Genomic DNA, 15,836 nt, shown 5'->3' with positions numbered 1-15,836 from the left:
TTAAATGCCTTCTTCCGTACTTGCCGGCATGACGCTTCTGGTTCTTGGCGAGAGTCATATGAGTCTGGCGGACCACTTGATGGAGCCGCTGCACGCCAACCTGACGCAACAGGGGGCCATCGTCCATTCGATCGGTGCATGTGGCGCCAGCGCCGGGGACTGGTTGATCAGCAAAAAAGTCGACTGCGGCGCGGAGGAAAAGGCTGACGGGAAATTTGTCCTCAAGGGGCGTGACGCGACGACGACACCGATCAAGGACCTGATCGCTGCAGACAAACCGGATCTGGTGGTGCTGGTGATCGCCGACACCATGGGGTCCTACGACAAGCCGGTGTTCCCCAAGGCCTGGGCGTGGCAGAACGTCACCGCCCTGGCCAAGGAAATCACCGCCAGCGGCGCTAAGTGCGCATGGGTTGGTCCGGCATGGGGCAAGGAGGGCGGCATGTACAAGAAAAATGAGGCGCGTACCAAATTGTTGTCTGCATTTCTGGCGACCAACGTTGCACCGTGCACCTATATCGATTCGCTGACGTTTTCCAGCCCTGGCCAGTGGGTGACCACTGATGGCCAGCATTTCACCGTGGCCGGGTACAAATCCTGGGCCAATGCCATCGCCGGGGCGCTGGGCAACTTGCCGGCCGATGCGGTGAGCGCCAAGGGGGTGCACCAATGATTAGCCCCGGCAGAGGCCTGTGTGTCCTGGCTGCGCTGTTGTGCAGTGCCGGTGCCCGGGCGGGCGAGTTTGCCCTTTACCCCACAGGGCCTGCGCAAGACGCTGCGTTCATCCGCTTCGTCAACGCCGGCCCGGCGCCACTGGATGTGATCGCCAAAGCCGGCCAGGCGCCGTTGCGCATCGATAAAGAGCAGCCGGTGTCGCCGATGTTTGCGCTGGACTCGGGCAAGCCGGTTACGGGTTCACTGGTCAGCAATGGCCAGACCCTGGCGCTGGAGATGAACGTCGGGCCCGGCGAGTTCGCGACCGTGGTTGTGGTGCCCGACGGCGAGGGTATCCGTCAGGTTGCAGTGCGCGAAACCCCGGACGACTTCAACGGCCTTAAGGCTTCGCTGGCGTTCTTCAATGTCGATCCGTCCTGTAGTGACGCGACATTGCGTCTGCCCGGGCGTCCCGGTGATGTGTTCAAGGAGGTGCCGGTCAACAGCATGCAGCGGCGCCCGGTCAACCCGGTCAACCTGTCGCTGCAACTGCTGTGTGGGGACGCCGATGTCGGGACTCCGCTGGCGTTGGGCGAGTTGAAGGCGGGGGAGCGCTACAGCGTGCTGCTGGTGCCATCTGTCAGCGGTCCGCGTCTTTTGGGCGCTACGGACTCTGTGTCCCACTGACCGGATTGTGTAGCCGCCATGGTTTTCGCCTCACTTGAGTTTCTGACGCTGTTCCTGCCCGCTTTCCTGCTGATTTATGCCCTGGGCAAGCCGCAGTGGCGCAACGTCATTTTGCTGATCGGCAGCTGGTTGTTCTATGGCTGGCTGAGCCCGTTGTTCCTGAGCCTGCATATCGTGTTGACCATCGTCGCCTGGGGCGGTGGCTTGCTGGTGGATCGCGCGCGGGAAGGCTCGAAGGGTAGGGTGCAGCTGCTGGTTGCCCTGATCGTGTTCAACACGGCCGTGCTGTGCTGGTACAAGTACGCCAATATCGTCGCGGCAACCTGGATGGAGGTGATCACCTGGTACGGCGCCATGCCGATGGACTGGCAACGTGTGGCGCTGCCGGCCGGCTTGTCGTTTATCGTGCTGCAGGCGATTTCGTACCTGGTGGATGTGCATCGTCACACGGTGCCGGTTGAGCGCAGCTTCATAAACTTCGCCACGTATATATCGATGTTCGGCCACTCGATTGCCGGGCCGATCATTCGTTATGACTGGGTGCGCCGCGAGCTGAGCAAGCGCTACTTCGACTGGCAGAATTTTTCCCTGGGTGCGCGCCGTTTCATGATTGGCATGTGCATGAAAGTGCTGGTGGCCGACACCCTGTCGCCGCTGGTGGAGGTGGCCTTTCATCTGGACAGTCCGTCCTTTGCCGATGCCTGGATCGGTTGCCTGGCTTACTCGCTGCAACTGTTTTTCGATTTTGCCGGTTACAGCGCCATGGCGATCGGTCTGGGGTTGATGCTGGGCTTTCACTTTCCGGAAAACTTCAACCAGCCGTATCTGGCCAGCAGCATTCAGGATTTTTGGCGGCGCTGGCATTTGTCGTTGTCCAGCTGGCTGCGCGACTACCTGTACATCGCTCTGGGCGGTAACCGTCACGGTGCCTGGAAGACCTACCGCAACCTGTTCCTGACCATGGCCATCGCCGGTCTGTGGCATGGCGGTGACAGCTGGAATTATCTGCTGTGGGGGGCGGCCCATGGCATTGCATTGTGCATTGACCGCCTCTGGTCGCGTTCGAGCCTGCCGCGCATCCCGCTGCTGCTGTCCCACAGCCTGACCCTGCTGTTTGTGTTTCTGGCCTGGACCCTGTTCCGGGCGCCGGACTTCCACAGCGCGCTGAACATGTACGCCGGCCAGTTCGGTTTTCACGATTTTGCCCTGGGTGACGGGCTGGCGGTGACCCTGCGTTCGGCCCACGGTCTGGCCGCTTTGCTGGGGGTCGGATGCATTCTCGCGCCGCTGCTCAAAAGTCGTTATGAGCAGCGGTTCGCTGAGCGTATCTGGTTTGCTCCGTTAGCGGCCCTATGGCCAGTGGCGGGTTTCCTGCTCTCGTTCGCATTAATCGCGAGCCGCGAAGCGGTGCCTTTCCTGTACTTCCAGTTCTGAGGGCCGCCCCATGTCCGATTCTTCTCCCAAAGCGTCAGTGCCCAGTGAGCTCACTCTGCGCAGCAGCAAGCTGGCCGGTTTTGTATTCGTGGCATTTCTGGCAACAACCTTTGCTTCGGCGCTGTGGCTGTTGATCAGCGGCAAGGTGCAGATGCTGGCGCCCGATCTGAGCCGTGATGCGGTGCTCAATGGTGAGGTGACCCACAAGATCGCCAAGCAGCTGTCTGCGGCGTCCGTGCCGCAAGGGGTGGCCGACCTTGAGCGCGGCGTCAGCTGGCTGGCATTTAACGACACGGGCACGCGGGTGCGTGCGGGCTGTACCGGCTGGCTGTTTTTGACCGATGAGCTGCGCATCAACCGCAATGCCCGGGCCAATGCCGGGACCAAGGCTGGCGTGGTGCGCGACATCCGCCAGCGCCTGGCTCAACGCGGTATCGAGCTGTTGGTGGTAGTGGTGCCGGACAAGAGCCGGATCGCCAGTGCGCAGCTGTGTGCTTTACGGCGCCCGGCACAGTTGCAAGACCGTGCCGTGAACTGGGTCGAGCGCTTGAATGCGGCTGGCGTCAGTGCGGTGGATCTGGCGTCGGCATTGCAACCTTCAGGGGCTGAAGCTTTTTTGCGCACCGACACCCACTGGAGCGAAACCGGCGCAGCGGCTGCCGCTCAGGCAATAGCCCGGCAGGTGCAGGCAATGGGTATCAACGCGACGCCGCACAAGGTGTTTGAGGTGACGGTGCAAAAACCGGCATTGCGCGCGGGGGATCTGGTGCGCCTGGCCGGACTCGACTGGTTGCCACTGGCCTGGCAGCCGGCTGCCCAAACCGTGGCGGCGACCCGGTTCAGCGAGAAAGCCGCTGAAGTGCAGGGTGGCGCTGACCTGGATGATCTGTTTGGTGATGACAATCTGCCGGACGTGGCGCTGATCGGCACATCGTTTTCGCGCAACTCCGGTTTTCTCGGGTTTCTGCAGCAAGCGCTTGGCGCCACGATTGGTGACTTCTCCAGGGATGGCGGTGAATTTTCCGGGGGGGCCAATGCCTACTTCAACAACCCGGCATTCAAACAGACGCCGCCCAAGTTGCTGATCTGGGAGATCCCCGAGCGCGATTTGCAGACGCCCTACAGCGAGGTGATTGAATACCGGCCCACAGCGCCGGACGTGCCTCGCGCTGCCCGATAACAAACCTGCAGGCATGGCAAAAGGTCAAAAACCAAGTATCAAAAGGGGGGAGGTATTTATACGTGTGGCGCCTGGCGGCTGAATGACACGTGGATGAATCATGTAAATGGCAGGGGCGGCTGGATTTGAACCAACGCATGGCAGGATCAAAACCTGCTGCCTTACCGCTTGGCGACGCCCCTGTATCTGTAGCTCTTGCTGCACATCGTTCTCTGGTGATACTGCTCATTGCGAGTGGTATCGAGAGGATGGCTACCGTTGTTGCAAGCCTTGTTTTTGGCCCGCTTCAACAATGCGCGGAAATTTACCAACATTTATTCCATATGGGAAGCACTAACTGAAAAAAATCTCGTAAAAACAGCTGCTTACTATCAAGAGGAGGCCAAATCACGGTCCTGCACCCCCTATTGCAGCCACAGCGCCAGCGCGACGGCCAGATGATTAACGGTCGCGGACAGTTTTGCGTTATCGGCAAATCCATCCGCGATTCACAGCCCGGCAGGGGAGTGCAAAGAACAGGGACACCGTTTGATCAGGCTTTCAATGGCTCCTTTACCGTGCTTTTCAGGCGCACCACTACGGCGGCGACCAACAGCAGCAGAGCGGATGCCGCCAGAACCGCAACAAACCCCTGATCAAACGCAGCCCGGGCCAGTGCAGTCAGCGTGGCAGCTGATTCTGTGCTCATGTCCTCGGCCGCAATCAGGGCTTCGTCCAGACTGTCGCTGACCATGGCCGGCACTTGCATCCCGGTCGGAATGATCATGCTGGTCGCGTAAACCGCCGACAGGATGCTGCCCATCAAGGTCACCCCGATCGCGCCGCCCAGCTCGAATGACACTTCCTCTATAGAGGCCGCCATGCCCGCCTGATCCTGGGAGGCACTGTTCATGATGGTGCTTGAGGCCGCAGTCATGGTTGCCCCCAGGCCCAGGCCCAGCACGATCAGGCTGGCGATTTGTGCCCAGATGCCGGCGTTGTACAGCAGCAGGTACGCGCCCATGCCGATGCTCGATACCAGCAGCGCCCAGAACAGCATCCGCTGGCTACCGACGCGCTGCAGCCAGCGCCCGGTCAAAGGCCCCGAGACGAATGAGGCCAGAGGCAAAGGCAAAATAAACAGCCCGGCCTGCAAGGGCGACAGGCCCATGACCAGCTGTAAGCGCTGGGTGAACACCAGCTCCATCCCGATCAACGCCGTGGTGCCGACCATCGCCGATGCTACGGCAGCGGTGAACCCGTGATTTTTGAAGATCTTGAAGTCGATCATCGGCTGAGCTTTAGTGCGCTGACGGCGAACGAACCAGACCATGAACACCAGGCCAATGGCGAGCACCACCGCCGCAGTCGCAAAGGAGGGAGCGCGTTTGCCCAGCTCTTTAATGGCATAGGCGATACCGATCAGGCCGATCATGACCTGGACCGAGCCCCACAAATCCCAGCGTTTGTGGCTGTTGCCCGGATGTGCCGGAATCAACATCACCCCCAGCACCAGTGCCACCAGCACGATGGGCACATTGATCAGAAACACCGAGCCCCACCAGAAGTATTCAAGCAGTGCGCCGCCCAACACCGGACCAAATGCGGCACCGCCTGAAGCCACGGCGGCCCAGATACCGATCGCCATCGAACGCTCGCGCTCATCGGTGAACGTCATGCGGATGATCGAAAGGGTCGCGGGCATCATGACCGCGGCACCTACCGCCAATAATGAGCGGGCGGCGATCAACCATGCAGGCGTGGGTGAGAATGCCGCGCACAGCGACGCCACCCCGAAGATCCCCAGGCCTGCGATAAACAGCCGTTTATGGCCAAGCCGGTCACTCAGGGTGCCCATCCCCAGCAGCAAGCCGGACACTACCAGCGCGTAGGAATTGACAATCCAGAGCTTTTCCGAGGCCGATGCCTGCAACTCCCGGGTCAACGTCGGCAGCGCGGTATAGAGCACGGTCATATCGATAACGATCAGAAACAAGGCGCTAGAAATGATCGCCAGAATCAGCCAGCGTTGCGAATGCGTCATGGTTTCTCCGTTTTAAACCCGTCTGGATATTGGTCATGATGGGCGTAGCGAGCTTGATGTACATCTATTACAATACGATCGTATTCTAATTCGGGAATTTTCAAATGGCCAGACCTTCCGTTATTGACCCAAACCAGGTGCTTGATGCTGCTGAGTTGCTGGTGCGCGAGGGTGGCATCGCCAGTTTGACGATCGGTGAAGTGGCCAAGGCTGCCGGCGTCAGCAAAGGCGGGGTGCAATCGTGCTTTGGCACCAAGGACAACCTCATACAGGCGATGTATGAGCGCTGGAGCCTGGAGTTTGATGATCAGGTGCACAGCCTGGCGGGTGACGAGCCCGGTGGGCTACACATCATTGCCGCCCATACTGAAGCAACCCGCGCCACCGATGGCATGCAGGCAGACCGTGCTGCCGGCCTGATGACGGCGTTGCTCAACGTAGACACGCTGCGCCAGCCGACCCGTGACTGGTACCGTGCCCGCATGGACCTGGTGGATCCGTCCACCGAGCAGGGGCGTCGGGCCCGCCTGGCATTCCTGGCCACCGAAGGCGCTTTCCTGCTGCGCAGCTTCGGCTTTCTGGCGATGGAAGAAAAAGAGTGGCAAAGCATTTTTGCTGACATTCAGACATTGCTGGTGGTGGACGGCACGCAGGACGCACAACAGACTGATCCTTGACCCGGGCCGTGCCCCGATAGAGCCTGCGCCAGCTCCCTACAGCGCTTGATACAGGACACAAGTTGCAGGGGGTTTCTTTGCTATACCTACTGATCAGTTCGATAACGGGTCAATCGGGGCGACAGCAAATGAGGCGCAAACCTTCGACAAGTCAGACGCTCAAGTCTGCAACAGTGGCTTTACCGCTGTTGGCTTTCATGCAAGTGGCCCATGCCGAAGGCTCGGCAGCTACACCCGCCGAGCCGCAGTGGCTGCTGCTGGCCAGCCCGTTTGTGTGGGCGCCGTCAATGCACGGGCAGGCGGCACTTGGCGGGGTCAACAGCAAGGTCGATGTACCGTTTTCAGAGGTCATGCACAACCTCAGCTCAGTGTTCATGGGCAATCTGGAGCTGACCAACCGCACCCTGGGTTTCTATCTGGATGGGGTCTATGCCAAGACCGATCAGTCCGAGCGCGTCTACGGGCGCAAGGTCGGGCTGGCGATCACCCAGACCACGCTTGCCGCAGGCGTGTATTACCGGGTGTTTGAACACGCCCTGGGTGGCTCGACGGTTTTTGCCGAGCCTCGCACCTGGCGTATCGAGCCTACATTCGGCCTGCGCTGGACCCGGCTCACGACCAAACTGGACGTCAACTCCCTGGGTTTGAGTCTCAGTAAAAAAACCGAGTGGACGGATCCATTTGTGGGCTTGCGCACTCAGGTCGACCTGACTGATCGCTGGACCCTTTCCGGTGAAGCCGATACCGGCGGCCTGGATACGGCTTCGAAGAAAACCTGGAACGTCCAGGGTTATCTGGGCTACAGAATGTACGTTGCTGATCACCCCGCCATCATTCGCGTCGGTTACCGGGTGCTATCCCAGGATTACCGGACCACCGACTTTACCGGCAACAAGTTCAAATACGATGTGACCCAACGCGGACCGGTGCTGGGCCTGTCCATGCGGTTTTAATCCGCCTTCAAGGAGGCCAAGCAATGCAGCTACTCAAACAAACCCGACACCTTGCACTGGCACTGGCGGGCTTTAGTCTGGTGCTACCGGTGGCCGATGCCTGCACCCGCCTGGTTTACCTGGGAGATAACCAGAATGTGATTACTGCGCGCTCCATGGACTGGAAAACCGATGTGGCGACCAACCTGTGGATCTTCCCCCAGGGCATGCAGCGTAGTGCAGAGGCGGGCCCCGGCTCACTCAAGTGGACGTCTAAATACGGCAGTGTGATTGCCACCGGCTATGACATTTCCACCACCGACGGGGTGAATGAAGCCGGGCTCTCGGCCAACCTGCTCTGGCTTGTGGAGTCGGAGTATCCGCCGGTGCATAAGGGCAAGCCCGGGCTAAGCATCGCGGCCTGGGCGCAGTACGTTCTGGATAATTTCAGCAGTGTTGCCGAAGCGGTCGCGGTGCTTGAAACCGAGCCCTTCACCGTAGTCACTGCGCAGGTGCCGGGTGAAAGTCGTCTGGCGACCCTGCATCTTTCGATGTCTGACGCCTCGGGTGACAGTGCAATCATTGAATACATCGATGGCAAGCAAGTGATCCATCACGACCGACGCTATCAAGTGATGACCAACTCGCCGGCGTTCGATGCACAGCTGGCAATGAATGCTTACTGGCAGTCCATTGGCGGGACGGTGATGCTCCCCGGCACCAATCGTTCGGCGGACCGTTTTGCGCGGGCATCCTTTTACGTCAATGCCGTGCCCAAATCCGAAGATCCGCGCTCGTCACTGGCCAGCGTATTCAGTGTGATCAGGAACGTTTCGGTGCCTTACGGCATTACCACGCCCGGCGAGCCGAACATCTCGTCGACCCGCTGGCGATCGGTGATCGACCACAAGCGCGGGTTGTACTTCTTTGAATCGGCGGTCACCCCCAACACGTTCTGGGTGGACCTGAACCGGATTGATTTCTCGAAAGCCACGGGAGCGGTTAAAAAACTCGACCTGGGGCCGGACCAGAGCACGATTTACTCGGGTGAAGTTTCAAACCGGTTTCAGGTGACCCCGGCCTTCAAGTTCGAAGGTGCCTGACGATCATGGACACGCCGGGCTCCTGTGGGAGCCCGCTGGCTGGCGATTCAGGCAGCGCGGCCTGTCTGTTTCACCGCATCCATGCCATCGCTGGCAAGCCAGCTCCCACAGGTTTCAACACTTGACCCTGTATCGGCTCGATAAAAAGCTCGCGAGCAAGCTCGCTCCTACAGAAAACAGCCACCCTCAATTGCTTAAAACGACTGCCCCAGCGAGAACTGGAATACCTGGGTCTGGGCGTCTTCGGGTTTGCGCACCGGCAAGGCCAGGTTGACGCTTAGCGGGCCCATCGGGCTGTACCAGGTCACGCCAACCCCCACCGAACTGCCCAGCTGGTCAAGGTTGACCCCGTCACAACCGGTGGTGGTACTCAGGTAGCACTTGTTCGAGAACACGCTGCCCACGTCCCAGAACAACGAGGTACGCAGTGATTTGTTGTCTTTGATAAAGGGCATCGGGAACAGGTACTCCACCCCGCCGGTGAGCATGATGTTGCCGCCCAGCGCTTCGGTATCCCGGTCCGAGTAATAGGCCTGCCCGGCGCTGGCGTAGTTGCCGGTGGCCGGGGTGTTGCGCGGGCCCAGGGTGCCGCTTTCAAATCCGCGCACCGAGCCCTCGCCACCGGCGGTGTAGTTTTCATAGAAGGGCAGGCCATCGGTTGAACCGTAGCTGTTGCCATAGCCGAGTTTGGTATGCAAACGCAGGGACGTGTCTTTGCTCAGGGGCACGAAGGTCTGGCCGTTGTAGTCGATCTTGTAAAAACTCAGGTCGCTGCCGGGCACGGTCACCATCAGGTTGAGGTTTTGCGAAGAGCCGCGGGTCGCCATGACCCCTTTGTTCAGGGTTGACTCCGACCAGCCGAGGTTGGCCTTGAAGTTGGTGAACTGCTTGCCCTCCCGCTCGATAAAGTCATAGATCTCATCGGCGCTGTAGGTGCCCGGCTCAATGACGTCGTGCTGCGCGGTCAGGCCGAAGCTCAGGCGCGAGGTTTCATTGATCGGGTAACCCAGGGTGGCACCCGCGCCATAGCTGTTGATGGAGTAATACGAGACGCCGTCAGAGTAGTAATCGTTGTAGTCGGTTTTGTTGTAGAAGGCGTTGTAGCCCAGGCTCACGCCATCGGCCGTGAAGTAGGGGTCGGTAAAACCGATGTTGTACTTGCTCTGGTATTCGGAACGGGTCAGGCCGATGCTGGCCGAGTTGCCCGTGCCTAAAAAGTTGTTCTGGGTAATCGCGCCGCCCAGAATCAGCCCGGCGCTTTGAGCGAAACCGACGCTGGCAGTAATCGATCCCGACGCCTGCTCCTCAACGCTGTAGTTGACGTCCACCTGATCGTCGACACCCGCCACGGCCGGTGTCTCAACGTTCACTTCCTTGAAGTAGCCCAGGCGCTCCAGACGGGTCTTGGACTGGTCAATCAGAAAGGTCGAAGCCCAGCCGCCTTCCATTTGCCGCATCTCACGGCGCAGCACCTGATCCTCGGTCTTGGTGTTGCCGCGAAAGTTGATGCGGTTGGCGTAGGCGCGCTTGCCCGGATCCACCACAAAGGCGATATCCACCGTGTGGCTGCCACTGTCGGGGGTTGGTACCGCGTTGACGTTGGCGAAGGTGTAGCCTTCATTACCCAGGCGACGGGTAATCAGGTCTGAGGTAGAGGTCATCAGCTTGCGTGAAAATACCTGGCCCGGTTGTACCAGCAGCAGGGCCTTGATCTGGTCTTCGGGCACTTTCAAGTCGCCCTTGAGCGAGATATCACGCACCGTGAATTTCTCGCCTTCACTGATGTTGACGGTGATGAACACCTGCTTTTTGTCCGGGGTGATCGACACCTGGGTCGATACGATTTCCATGTTGATATAGCCACGGTCCAGGTAGTACGAACGCAGACGCTCCAGGTCTCCGGAGAGTTTTTCGCGGGCGTACTTGTCATCGTTCTTGAAGAACGAGAGCCAGTTGCTGGTCTTGAGGGTGAACTGGTCAGTGAGGTCGGCTTCGTCGAAGACCGTGTTGCCCACTACATTGATGTGCTTGATCGCCGCCACTTCGCCTTCGTCGATCTTGATTTTCAGGGCTACGCGGTTGCGCGGCTGGCTGATCACTTCGGTGTCGACCGTTGCCGAATAGCGGCCCTGGGCGACGTATTGGCGCTGCAGTTCGTTGCGTACGCCTTCAAGCGTGGCGCGCTGGAACACTTCACCTTCCGCCAGGCCGGATTGCTTGAGGCCTTTCATCAAATCGTCAGTTGAGATCGCCTTGTTGCCTTCAATGTCGATGCTGGCGACAGACGGCCGCTCGACTACAGTGATTACCAGCACGTCTCCATCGCGGCCCAGTTGAATATCCTGAAAGAAACCGGTTTTGAACAATGCCCGCGTGGACTCCACCAGGCGCTGGTCATCCACTTCTTCACCGACGTTCAGCGGCAAGGCGCCGAATACACTGGCGGCTGAAACCCGCTGCAGGCCGTTAATGCGAATATCAGAAATTTTGAAGCTTTGGGCGTGCGCAAGTGTGGCATTGAGCAACAGTGCAACCGAACAGAGCAGGCGCGTAAATTTCATCAAGATCTTTATATCCAGGACACATCGACAAGCAGCGAAAGCGGGCGCGGTTATGGTTCATCAAGACGACATACCGCGAGGCAAGCAGGCTGGTGGAGGTCAAGCATAAAAGTTCGAGGCGTATGATGGGGTTAACCCAATGTCAAGTTAGGTAAAGGTTGGCGCAGGACGATGACTGCGCACAGCGCAAGGCCGATAATGCCCGCACCGCCACTCAAGAGTCCGCCATGATCCGTGTATTGCTCGTCGACGATGACCAGGAACTGACTGCAATGCTCAGTGAATATCTTGAGCGCGAAGGTTTTGAGACCAGTGCGGTGCATACCGGCGAGGAGGGTGAAATTGAAGCGCTTTCAGGGCTTTACAGCATCGTGGTACTGGACGTGATGCTGCCGCGCCTGTCGGGGATCGAAGTGCTCAGGCGTATCCGTGCGCGCAGTCAGGTGCCGGTGGTTTTGCTGACCGCGCGGGGCGACAACATTGACCGCATTACCGGGCTTGAACTGGGGGCGGACGATTACGTGCCCAAACCCAGCTCACCGGGGGAGTTGGTGGCGCGTTTACGGGCCATCATGCGCCGGGTGCAACCTGGCGACCGGCACACCTGCGAAGTCATCCGCAGCGGGCCGCTGGTATTGTGGCCCGGCAAGCGCCAGGCGCAGTGGCAGGGCCGCGAGCTGGGGGTGACCAGTACCGAGTTCAGCCTGCTCGAGGAGCTGGCGCGTTCAGCCGGGCAAGTGGTGAGCAAGCAGGACCTGTCGCTCAATGCCCTGGGTTGTCCCTTGACCCGTTACGACCGGCGCATCGACGTGCACATCAGCAGCATCCGCCAGAAACTGGGGCCACGCCCTGATACCAAGGCCTGGATTCAGAGCGTACGTGGCCTGGGCTACTTGTTGATTGCCGAATGAGCAAACCCGGGCGGCTGTTCTGGAAGCTGTTTCTGGCATTCTGGCTGGCCACCAGCCTGACGTTTTTTGTCGGTATCTGCATCGTCACCTTCAGTGGTTCAAGGCCGGGCGACCCGCATCTGGACACCATCCTCACCAGCGAAGTGCATCTGCTGCAAGCGTTCGGTGTCGATGCGGGAAAGCAACTGCTCAGCGTGTGGAAGCACCCGGATGACCAGGCCATTGGTGTGTATGACCGTAGCGGCCAGTTGCTGGCCGGTTCACAGGTTTTGCAGCCGGCCTTCCAGCGCACCGTGACCAGCAAGGACGGTGTCGAACTGACGCTCCGATCCACCCGCGCGCCGGGTAATGACGGTGAGCGTGGCCCCGGGGCGATGCCGCTGGTCATCGGTACGGTGATGAGTGCGCTGTTCAGCGGCTACATGGCCTTCTATCTGACCTGGCCCCTGGCCTTTTTGCGCCGGGCCATGAGTGATGTGGCCCAGGGCCGTTTCGGCACCCGGGTCAAGCCCATGATGGGCGGGCGGCGGGATGAAATCGTTGATCTGGCCGAAGACTGCGACCGCATGGCCAATCAGTTGAGACTGTTGGTCGATGCCCAGCAAAACCTGTTGCACGACATCTCCCACGAATTGCGTTCACCCCTGACCCGCATGCAGGCGGCCATTGGCTTGCTGCATCAGGACCCGGGCCGCCAGGAAATGGTCGGCCGCATCGAGCGCGAATCGGTGCGCATGGACACCCTCATCGAGGCGCTGCTGACCCTGGCCCGGGTCCAGGGCCGCCCCGAAAGTATCGAGCGTGAGACGGTCGACATCCTCGAATTGCTGGCGTTGATCGTCGAGGATGCGCAGTTTGAGGCCGGGATCAAACAGTGCCGCGTCACCCTGCAGGGATGCCCGCCGTTTCTTACCCGGGTCAGCGGTGAATTGTTGTACCGGTGTTTTGAAAATGTGATCCGCAATGCCGTGCGTTATACCGCAACGCAAACCGAAGTCCTGGTCCAGGCCCGGATCGATCCTGACACCGGTTGTTTAAACGTGCGCATCAGCGACCGGGGCCCTGGTGTTGAACAGCACCGCCTGATGAGCATTTTCCAGCCATTTGAGCGCGGCGTGAGTGAGCCCGGTGCCGGTTTCGGGCTGGGCCTGGCGATTGCCTCAAGGGCCGTAGAAATGCACGGGGGCACCATCGTGGCGCTCAACCAGCCCTCCGGCGGCCTGACCGTAGAAATCAACTTGCCGAGTAACCGCGCTTCGTAACCCCGTAGCAGCTGCCGAGCCATGCGAGGCTGCGTCCGGGGACGTAGTCCCCGTGAATCCGGTTTGCGCGGTAATGATGGATGAACGGCCGCTTCGCAGCCGGACGCAGCCTCGCATGGCTCGACAGCTGCTACGCAAGGGTTCTTTACACGAAATTACATTGCCTTGACGGCCCTGTACGTCATGCCCCCGTAGACTTGCAGCTCAAACTGAGCGGGAGACGGGCATGTTTCTGGTGCATAAAAAGGGCTTTGTTGCCGGCAAGAAAATGGTCGACGGTCTGGTGCCTTACGATTTTTTTTGTGAAGACAATCCAGCCATCAATCTGTTTGTGTTTACTGGCGCAGGCGCGTCCGGCAAGCCGGTCGAAGAGCAGACGCTATGGGGCTTTACTCGTCTGGAACGCTTCGAGGCGTTGACCGGCACCCTGGTGTCGAACAAAAAGAACCAGGACTGGTTCCAGAGTGTGAATGTCCTCACCGGCCCTGCGCAAAACGGTACCCAGAGCGTTAAATTTCAGCGGGTGCTGAAAATCATCAAGCACGTCAGCGTCACCAGCAAGGCGGGTTACGAGATCCTGACCGATGAGGGCGACACTTACTTCACCCTCAAACCGGCGGCGGGTCACAGCGCTCAGACTGTGATTTACGCCGCCGATCAGTAACGGCTGTCAGGCCAGCGGGTTGCGGCTGCTTTTGCCGTTGACCAGACGCTGGATGCCCAGCGGGTTGGCGTCTTGCAACGCCTGCGGCAACAGGCTGTCAGGGTAGTTCTGGTAGCACACCGGGCGCAGGAAACGGTCAATGGCCAGGGTGCCGACCGAGGTGCCACGGGCATCGGAGGTCGCCGGGTACGGGCCGCCATGGACCATCGCGTCACACACTTCGACGCCGGTGGGGTAGCCGTTTAACAGCAGGCGTCCGGCCTTCTGCTCCAGCACCGGCACCACCTCGGCGAACGCCTGCAAATCGCCAGGTTCGGCGATCAGTGTCGCAGTCAGTTGGCCATGCAGGCTATGCAACGCTCGCAGCAACTGGGCCTTGTCCGCCACTTCGACAATCACGGTGGTTGGCCCGAACACTTCTTCCTGCAACACCTCGGCGCCGTCGATCAACAGGCTGGCATCAGCCTGGAACAGCTGCGGGAAAGCCTGGTTGCCCTGTTGCTCCGAGCCTGCAATATGGCGAATGCCTGGCACTTCAGCCAGACGGTTAATGCCTTTGCGGTAGCTGCTCAAACCGCCTGCATTGAGCAGCGTTTGCGCGGGCTGGTTGCTGAAAAACTGGCTGAGCGCTTCGACAAAGCCACTGAACTCCGGCGAGCGGATACCCAGCACCAGACCCGGGCTGGTGCAGAACTGGCCAGCACCGAGCATCACCGAACCGCCCAACTCAAGGGCCAACGTGTCGCCGCGAGTAGCCAGGGCCTGGGGCAGCATCAACACCGGGTTGATACTCGACATCTCGGCAAACACCGGGATCGGCTGCGGCCTGGCAGCGGCCATGTCACACAGGGCGCGGCCGCCGGCCAACGACCCGGTAAACCCGACGGCCTGAATCGCCGGATGCTTGACCAGCGTGGCGCCGACACCCGCACCGTAAATCATGTTGAATACCCCGGCCGGCATGCCGGTGCGGGTGGCAGCGCGCTCAATGGCCTGAGCCACCAGATCGGCCGTCGCCATATGCCCGCTGTGGGCCTTGAACACCACCGGGCAACCGGCTGCGAGTGCCGACGCGGTATCGCCGCCGGCCGTCGAGAACGCCAGCGGGAAATTGCTGGCGCCAAACACGGCTACCGGGCCGACCCCGATGCGCCACTGGCGCAGATCGGCCCGTGGTAGTGGCTGACGGTCAGGCAGGGCCTGGTCGATACGGGCACCGTAAAAATCCCCCCGGCGCAATACGCTGGCGAACAGGCGCATTTGACCACTGGTGCGGCCACGCTCACCCTGGATACGTCCTGCAGGCAATGCGGTCTCGCGGCACACGATGGCGACGAAATCGTCACCCAGGGCGTCGATTTCGTCGGCGATAGCTTCCAGAAATTCAGCCCGGCGTGTCGCCGGCAAACTGCGGTACGTCGCGAATGCGGTGCTGGCAGCCATTGCTGCGGCATCGACTTCGGCCTCGGTGGCCTGGATAAAGCTGTAGGGCAATGCTTCGCCGGTGCTGGCATCAAGGCTTTGCAAACGAACAGTGCCGGCGGCGCAGCGCTGCCCGGCGATAAAATTTTGACCGCTAATGTGTGTCATCTGTGTGTCCTCAAAAGAATCGATGAAACTTGTAGGGGTGCGAGGCGGCTCTGTAACCTCCAAAAAACCCTGTAGGAGCGAGCTTGCTCGCGAGCTTCTCAAGAATGCCCGGCAATCGAATGTGGGCTCGATTAAAAGCTCGCGAGCCAGCTCGCTCC

13 protein-coding genes and 1 tRNA gene are annotated in these 15,836 nt (G+C 60.0%); 10 read left to right on the top strand and 4 right to left on the bottom strand.

What is annotated here, in order from left to right:
• Positions 1-4 precede the first annotated feature (4 nt).
• From ACP7BO_RS12170 to ACP7BO_RS12155, 4 genes are read left to right on the top strand one after another with little or no spacing between them, the layout of a single operon-like run.
• Positions 5-673 (top strand): SGNH/GDSL hydrolase family protein, encoded by a 669-nt coding sequence (locus ACP7BO_RS12170; protein WP_397456314.1) that lies wholly within the window; start codon positions 5-7, stop codon positions 671-673.
• Entirely contained in the window at positions 670-1,341 is a 672-nt protein-coding gene (locus ACP7BO_RS12165) for an alginate O-acetyltransferase AlgF (protein WP_397456315.1), read from the top strand. Before ACP7BO_RS12170 ends, ACP7BO_RS12165 begins: the two co-directional genes overlap by 4 nt.
• 18 nt (positions 1,342-1,359) lie before the next feature.
• Positions 1,360-2,775 (top strand): MBOAT family O-acyltransferase, encoded by a 1,416-nt coding sequence (locus ACP7BO_RS12160; RefSeq protein ID WP_426210625.1) that lies wholly within the window; start codon positions 1,360-1,362, stop codon positions 2,773-2,775.
• A 10-nt stretch (positions 2,776-2,785) separates the two neighbouring features.
• Positions 2,786-3,955 carry an alginate O-acetyltransferase AlgX-related protein gene (locus ACP7BO_RS12155; RefSeq protein ID WP_426210623.1) on the top strand — a complete coding sequence of 390 codons (1,170 nt, stop codon included), beginning with the start codon at positions 2,786-2,788 and terminating at the stop codon, positions 3,953-3,955.
• Positions 3,956-4,062: 107 nt separating this feature from the next.
• Here ACP7BO_RS12155 and ACP7BO_RS12150 read toward each other — a convergent pair.
• A tRNA-Gln gene (locus ACP7BO_RS12150) sits at positions 4,063-4,137 on the bottom strand.
• A gap of 350 nt (positions 4,138-4,487) precedes the next feature.
• Positions 4,488-5,978 carry an MFS transporter gene (locus tag ACP7BO_RS12145; protein WP_426210621.1) on the bottom strand — a complete coding sequence of 497 codons (1,491 nt, stop codon included), beginning with the start codon at positions 5,976-5,978 and terminating at the stop codon, positions 4,488-4,490.
• A 104-nt stretch (positions 5,979-6,082) separates the two neighbouring features.
• Here ACP7BO_RS12145 and ACP7BO_RS12140 point away from each other — a divergent pair, with 104 nt between their 5' ends.
• The 3 genes from ACP7BO_RS12140 to ACP7BO_RS12130 all read left to right on the top strand — a co-directional run bounded on the left by ACP7BO_RS12140 (position 6,083) and on the right by ACP7BO_RS12130 (position 8,690).
• On the top strand, positions 6,083-6,655 hold the full coding sequence (locus ACP7BO_RS12140; protein WP_426210619.1) for a TetR/AcrR family transcriptional regulator: 573 nt from the start codon (positions 6,083-6,085) through the stop codon (positions 6,653-6,655).
• 128 nt (positions 6,656-6,783) lie between these two features.
• Positions 6,784-7,608, top strand: a complete 825-nt coding sequence (locus ACP7BO_RS12135) for a hypothetical protein (RefSeq protein WP_426210617.1) — start codon at positions 6,784-6,786, stop codon at positions 7,606-7,608.
• A gap of 23 nt (positions 7,609-7,631) precedes the next feature.
• Complete coding sequence (locus ACP7BO_RS12130; RefSeq protein ID WP_426210615.1) at positions 7,632-8,690, top strand: linear amide C-N hydrolase; 1,059 nt, start codon at positions 7,632-7,634, stop codon at positions 8,688-8,690.
• Between the two features lie 194 nt (positions 8,691-8,884).
• Here the strand turns inward: ACP7BO_RS12130 and bamA are convergent, their stop codons facing one another.
• Entirely contained in the window at positions 8,885-11,251 is a 2,367-nt protein-coding gene (gene bamA, locus ACP7BO_RS12125; RefSeq protein ID WP_426210613.1) for an outer membrane protein assembly factor BamA, read from the bottom strand.
• Positions 11,252-11,478: 227 nt separating this feature from the next.
• On the opposite strand from bamA, the gene ACP7BO_RS12120 reads away from it, so the two are divergent.
• From ACP7BO_RS12120 to ACP7BO_RS12110, 3 genes are all read left to right on the top strand, one after another.
• Positions 11,479-12,162: a response regulator transcription factor gene (locus tag ACP7BO_RS12120; protein WP_060696878.1), complete on the top strand. Its 684-nt coding sequence runs from the start codon at positions 11,479-11,481 to the stop codon at positions 12,160-12,162.
• On the top strand, positions 12,159-13,424 hold the full coding sequence (locus tag ACP7BO_RS12115) for a sensor histidine kinase (protein WP_426210611.1): 1,266 nt from the start codon (positions 12,159-12,161) through the stop codon (positions 13,422-13,424). Before ACP7BO_RS12120 ends, ACP7BO_RS12115 begins: the two co-directional genes overlap by 4 nt.
• Before the next feature lie 226 nt (positions 13,425-13,650).
• Positions 13,651-14,088 (top strand): hypothetical protein, encoded by a 438-nt coding sequence (locus tag ACP7BO_RS12110; RefSeq protein WP_397456325.1) that lies wholly within the window; start codon positions 13,651-13,653, stop codon positions 14,086-14,088.
• Between the two features lie 6 nt (positions 14,089-14,094).
• Here the strand turns inward: ACP7BO_RS12110 and ACP7BO_RS12105 are convergent, their stop codons facing one another.
• A complete protein-coding gene (locus tag ACP7BO_RS12105; protein ID WP_397456326.1) occupies positions 14,095-15,678 on the bottom strand; it encodes an aldehyde dehydrogenase (NADP(+)) in 1,584 nt (527 codons plus the stop codon).
• Positions 15,679-15,836 lie beyond the last annotated feature (158 nt).

Origin of the sequence: Pseudomonas sp. TWR2-1-1 (assembly GCF_049897045.1) — a bacterium.
Classification (GTDB): domain Bacteria; phylum Pseudomonadota; class Gammaproteobacteria; order Pseudomonadales; family Pseudomonadaceae; genus Aquipseudomonas; species Aquipseudomonas versuta.
Note: the sequence above shows the minus strand (reverse complement) of the source record. Positions and strands in the feature narration are given on the sequence as shown.